The sequence below is a fragment of the Streptomyces sp. CO7 genome (genome assembly GCF_053474865.1).
This window is the reverse complement of the sequence record NZ_JBRIOU010000002.1, coordinates 888,932-894,659: the sequence shown is the minus strand read 5'-3', so window position 1 is coordinate 894,659 and position 5,728 is coordinate 888,932. Positions and strand designations below refer to the sequence as shown.

Annotated in this window: 3 protein-coding genes and 1 pseudogene; all 4 read right to left on the bottom strand. The window is 73.7% G+C overall.

Going from position 1 to position 5,728, the window contains the following annotated elements; translation table 11 throughout:
- Positions 1 to 1,057, bottom strand: a pseudogene (locus ACOV8S_RS06070) (S9 family peptidase); the annotation flags it as partial.
- A 5-nt stretch (positions 1,058 to 1,062) separates the two neighbouring features.
- Complete coding sequence (locus tag ACOV8S_RS06065; protein WP_448316510.1) at positions 1,063 to 2,385, bottom strand: M20/M25/M40 family metallo-hydrolase; 1,323 nt, start codon at positions 2,383 to 2,385, stop codon at positions 1,063 to 1,065.
- Entirely contained in the window at positions 2,378 to 3,211 is an 834-nt protein-coding gene (locus tag ACOV8S_RS06060; protein ID WP_448316509.1) for a M55 family metallopeptidase, read from the bottom strand. Before ACOV8S_RS06060 ends, ACOV8S_RS06065 begins: the two co-directional genes overlap by 8 nt.
- A 119-nt stretch (positions 3,212 to 3,330) precedes the next feature.
- On the bottom strand, positions 3,331 to 5,728 hold a 2,398-nt coding region (locus ACOV8S_RS06055), incomplete at its 5' end, for an MFS transporter (RefSeq protein ID WP_448316508.1).

Sequence of the window (5,728 nt, the reverse complement as noted above, 5' to 3'; positions counted from 1 at the left end):
GGCCGGCGCCGACCGCGACGACCCGGTCGCCGTGCACCGCGAGCGCGGCGGCGAACTCGCTCCAGGGGCCGGCCGCGTCGACGACCTCGCAGGACTCGGGGTCGAGCACGCCGAGCGCCTGGGCGCCCTTGCCGTGCAGCACGGCGACCAGTCCGCACTCCAGCGGCGCGAACCAGCGGCTGCCCGGCGTCCACACCGGTCCGCCGAACTCCTCCTCGCGGACGCAGACGGGCTCGCCCTCGCGGTAGAGGTTCCACCAGCCGGAGTGGTCGCTGCTCCACATCAGGCGGCCGTCGGCGGTCCACTCGACCTGGGCGACGGACTCCTCCTCGCCGCCGGCCATCACCCGCGGCATGGTGAGAAGGCCGTCCTCGGTGATGTCGGCGAGCACCAGTTCGGTGCCGTCCCACGGCATCCGGGGGTGGTCCCAGGCCAGCCAGGCGGCCTGGGCGCCGTCCGGGGAGACGCGGACGCCGGTCACGAAGTGGTGGGTGGGGCGGGACAGTTCCCGCAGGGCGCCGCGGTCCTCGGCGGCGCTGCCGTCCAGCGGCACCGCCACGTGGACGCGCCGGACGTCGGAGGGACCGTCGCCGGTGTACTCCTCCAGCACGCACCAGACCTCGGCCCGGCCGCCCGGTCCCTCGCGCACCTCGGGCTCGGCCCAGCGCAGGCCGCCGCCCACCGGGGAGAGAGGGGTGAGCGGCTGCGGTTCGCCGCCGCCCTCCGCCTCGTACCGGTAGAGCCGCTGGTCGGCGAAGTCGACGAAGACGACGACCGGCCGGCCGTCCCGGACGGTCCCGGTCCAGGGGCGGCCGCCGTACTCCATCACCCGGCTGCGCACGTTCCACGGCGGGGGCAGCACCGATTCCTCGGTGCCGTCGGCGCGGCGGCGCACCAGGGCGCGGCGGCCGGCCTCGGCGGGCCGGGGCTCGGTCCACCAGACCTCGTCGCCGACGAAGCCCGGGTACTGCGGGGCTCCGTCGTGGTCGGCGGCGAGCCCCGCCCCGATCGGCGAGGGCCATGTCCCGTGAGCCAGTTTCCGCACCTTGTCCCCCATCTCTGTCAGGCCGTCCGCAGGAAGCGGTCGAGCACACGGACGCCGAAGTGCAGTCCTTCGACGGGCACCCGCTCGTCCACGCCGTGGAAGAGCTGCTGGTAGGCGAAGCCCTCGGGCAGCCAGACGGGGGCGAAGCCGTAACCGGTGATGCCGAGCCGGGCGAACTGCTTGGCGTCGGTGCCGCCGGACATGCAGTACGGCACGGTGTGCGCCTCGGGGTCGTGCTCCTCGACGGCGGCGCGCAGCTTGGCGAAGGTCGGGGAGTCCACCGGGGCCTGGAGGGCGCCTTCGCGGTGGTAGTACTCCCAGTCGACGTCGGGGCCGGTCAGCTCGTCCAGGGTGCGCTCGAAGTCCTCCTCGCCGCCCGGCAGGAAGCGCCCGTCGACGTGCGCTCCGGCCTCGCCGGGGATCACGTTGACCTTGTAACCGGCGTCCAGCATGGTCGGGTTGGTGCTGTTGCGCAGGGTGGGCTCCACCAGGGCGGCGGCGGGGCCGATCTTCACCAGCAGCTCGTCGACCTGGTCGGAGTCGTCGAGGTCGTAGCGCGTGGCGTCGATGCCGTAGACGGCGGCGAGTTCGGAGATCGCGGCGCGCACGGTTGGGGTGAGGTTCAGCGGCCAGCTGTGCTCGCCGAGCCGGGTGACCGCCGCGGTGAGGCGGGTGACGGCGTTGGCGCGGTTGACCTTGGAGCCGTGGCCGGCGCGTCCGCGCGCGGTGAGCCGCAGCCAGCCGGTGCCGCGCTCGCCCGCGCCGATGGGGTAGATCCGGGCGCCGGAGCCGTCGTGGAAGGTGTAGGCCCCGGACTCGCTGACGCCCTCGGTGCAGCCCTCGAACAGCTCGGGGTGCTGGTCGGCGAGGAAGCCGGAGCCGTCGACGGCGCTGTCCTCCTCGTCGGCGGTGAAGGCGATGACGATGTCGCGGCGGGGCCGCACGCCCTCGCGGGCCCAGGAGCGGACCACGGAGAGGATCATCGCGTCCATGTTCTTCATGTCCACCGCGCCGCGGCCCCAGAGCACGCCGTCGCGGATCTCCCCGGAGAAGGGGTGGACGGTCCACTCGGAGGCGTCGGCGGGCACCACGTCGAGGTGGCCGTGGACCAGGAGCGCGTCCGCCGAGGGGTCGGTGCCCTCGATGCGGGCGACGACGTTGGTGCGTCCCTCGGTGCGCTCCAGGAGGGTGGGCTCCAGGCCCGCCTCGGCGAGCCTGGCCGCCGCGTACTCGGCGGCGGGGCGCTCGCGGCAGTCGCCGCCGCCCCGGTTGGTGGTGTCGATGCGGATCAGGTCGGACGCGAAGGTCACGACCTCTTCGAGGGCCTGCTGATCAGCCATACGTCTCCTCCACCGCGGCCGAGACGATCGTGGTGACCGCCTTGAAGGTGCGGATTGCGTCGTACATGTTTGCTTCGGTGTAGGCGACCTTGCGTTCGCCGGTCCGGTCCACGCCCGGCACGACGGTTGCCGCGTCGGCCAGGTGTTCCGCGTCGAACTCGACGGCGACGGTACGCGGGCCGGCCGTCACGGGCTCGTGACGGACCGCCAGCGACACCGCCTCCCGGGCGGCCGCGCGGATGTCCGCGTGGGTCCGGGCGGGCGTGCGGCACACGGCCGCGTAGCGCGACACGTGGTCCTTCACCGCGACCTTCCGCGCCTCGGGTGCGTACCCGAGGGCGTCGTCGCACGCCACGTCGTCGCCGGTCACCAGAATGACCGGTACCCCGTATTCGGCCACCACATGGGCGTTGAGCAGGCCTTCGCTGGCGCGGACGTCGTCGAGCCAGACGCCGGTGAGCTGGTTGGCGAGGTAGGTGTGGGCGAGGACGCCCTCCATCCCGGCGCCGCCGTGGTAGCCGATGAAGGCGATGCCGTCGACGTCGCCGTGCTGGACGCCCTCGACCATGGAGAGCGACTTGTGCCGGCCGGTGAGCATCTCGACCCGGTCGTCGAGCTGCTCGAGCAGCAGGTTGCGCATGCTCCAGTGGGCCTCGTTGACGAGCACCTGGTCTGCGCCGCCGTCGAAGAAGCCGAGGGCGGCGGCCTGGACGTCCGAGGTGAACATCGGGCGGCAGCGTTCCCACTGGGGGGTGCCCGGCAGCACGTCCGCCGGCCAGGTGACGCCGGTGGCGCCCTCCATGTCGGCGCTGATGAGGATCTTCATCGGTCGCTCCGTTCCTGCCGGTCACACGCGTGCATGGGCGTGAGTGTAGACCGAGGGGGTCACGGCGCGATCTTCCCCCGTGCCGGTCCGGCGGGGAAGCCCCGCCGGACCGGAGCAGGTCAGTCCTGGTGCCCGAGCTGCAGGTCGCGCTCGGTGCGGCCGCCGCCCGCCACCTGCAGGACGGTGGCGACCGGGGGGTACCCGGCGGCGATCACGGTGTACTCGCCGGAGGACAGGTCGACGAAGCGGAAGGTGCCGTCGGAGCCGGTGGTGAGGGTGTCGACGACGTTGCCCGCGGCGTCCAGCAGGGTGACCCGGGCCTCCTCCACGGGCCGCCCGCCGCCGCCCCGGACCACGCCGCGCAGCACCGCCCCGCCGGCCAGCTCGATGTCCTGCCGGGTCTCCCGGGACGCCTGCACGGTGACCGGCAGGGCGGTGGGCCGGTAGGCGTGGGCGCTGGCGGCCAGGGTGTACTCGCCGGCCACCAGGTCGCTGATGACGTAGCCGCCGTCGAAGCCGCTGCGGGAGGCGGAGACCACCTCGCCGTGGACGTTGGTGAGGGTGACGGTGGCGTCCCGCACCGGGGTGCCGTCGGCCGTGGTGACGGTCCCGGCGAGGCGTCCGGCGCCGCCGAGCACCACGTCCATCTCGACCGGCCGCTCCCCCACCGTGACCTGCACGGCCTGCGGCTGGTGGCCGCCGGCGGCGGCGATCAGCACGTAGGAGCCGGGGCCGGGGGTGGCCAGCGCGTAGCGGCCGTCCTCGCCGCTGGCGCCGCGCCCGACCTGCTGCCCGGCGCCGTCGATCAGGGTGAGCGCGGCGCGCGGCACCACCGTGCCGTCGGCGTGCCGGACCGCGCCGCAGACGGCGATCCCGCCGCCGTAGGGGGCCCGGGCGCCGGGCACCGAGGCGGTCACCTCGACGGTGAGCGGGACGGAGGCCGCCGCGTAGGGGGCTGCGGCGGCCGCGGCCGCCGGCTCGGCGCCCTGGGGGTCTGCGGCGGGGACGTTGTGGGACACCAGCGGTTTCTCCTTGAGGAAGAAGGCGATGATCAGGCCGAGCACGAGGACCGGCACCAGGTAGAGGAAGATCCGCGGCATGGCCTCGGCGTAGGCCGCGATGTACGCGTCGCGCTGCGGCGCCGGCAGCGCGTGCACCATCTCCGGGCTGACGGACTCGGTGTGCGGGGCGGCGGCCGCGCCGCCCGGCAGGCGGGGCAGCCGCTCGGTGAGGGCGTCGGTGAACCGGTCGGCGAAGAGGGTCCCGAAGACGGCGGCGCCGACGCTGCCGCCGATCTGCCGGAAGTAGTTGTTGGCGCTGGTGGCGGTGCCCAGGTCGGCGGGGCGCACCGAGTTCTGGACGGCGAGCACCAGGACCGGCATCACCAGGCCGATGCCCGCGCCCAGCACGAACATCCAGACGCTGTAGGTGATGCGCTCGGTGCCGGTGTCCAGGAGCGACAGCAGCCACATGCCGACGGCGGAGAGCGCGCCGCCGAGGATCGGGTAGATCCGGTAGCGGCCGGTGCGGCTGATCAGCTGCCCGGAGAGCACCGAGGCGCCGACCACCCCGCCCATCATGGGCAGCATCAGCAGGCCGGACTCGGTGGCGGTGGCCCCGTCGACCATCTGGAGGTAGCTGGGCAGGTAGCTGGCCGCGCCGAACAGCGCGATGCCGACGACCAGGCCGACCAGGGCGGTGACGTTGAAGACGGAGTCACGGAACAGCCGCAGCGGGATGAGGGGTTCGGCCGCGAACCGCTCGGCGACGACGAAGAGCGCCGAGGAGGCGACGGCGCCCCCGGCCAGGCCGAGGATCTCCGGGGAGTCCCAGGCGTACTCGGTGCCGCCCCAGCTGGTCAGCAGGACCAGGCAGGTCGACGCGGCGACGAGCAGGATCGTCCCCACGACGTCCAGGCGGGGCCGCACGGCGGGCTTGGGCAGCTTGAGCACGGCGGCCACCACGACCAGCGTGACCAGGCCGAAGGGCACGTTGAAGTAGAAGCACCAGCGCCAGCTGTGGTGGTCGGTGAAGTAGCCGCCGAGCAGCGGTCCGGCCACCGAGGCCAGGCCGAAGGAGGCGCCGATCAGGCCCATGAAGCGCCCGCGTTCGCGGGCCGGCACGATGTCCGCGATGATCGCCTGCACGCCGATCATGAGTCCGCCCGCGCCGATCCCCTGGACCCCGCGGAAGGCGATCAGCTGGTCCATGGTCTCCGCCCGTCCGCAGGCGGCGGAGCCGATGACGAAGACGACGATGGCGAAGAGGAAGACGCCCTTGCGGCCGAAGAGGTCGCCGAGCTTGCCGTAGACCGGGAGCACCACGGTCGAGGTCAGCAGGTAGGCCGTGATGGCCCAGGACATCTTGTCCATGCCCTGGAGGTCGCCGACGATCCTCGGCAGGGCGGTGGCGACGATCATCTGCTCCAGCGCCGCGAGCAGCAGCGCGAGCATCAGTCCGGCGAACACCAGCCGCACGCCGCGCGGGGTGAGCCGGGCGGGCGGGTCGGTGGACGCC

Bases quoted from the DNA above. Each gene is read 5' to 3' on its own strand.
- ACOV8S_RS06065 (WP_448316510.1), bottom strand. From the start codon at position 2,385: ATGGCTGATCAGCAGGCCCTCGAAGAGGTCGTGACCTTCGCGTCCGAC.
- ACOV8S_RS06060 (WP_448316509.1), bottom strand. From the start codon at position 3,211: ATGAAGATCCTCATCAGCGCCGACATGGAGGGCGCCACCGGCGTCACC.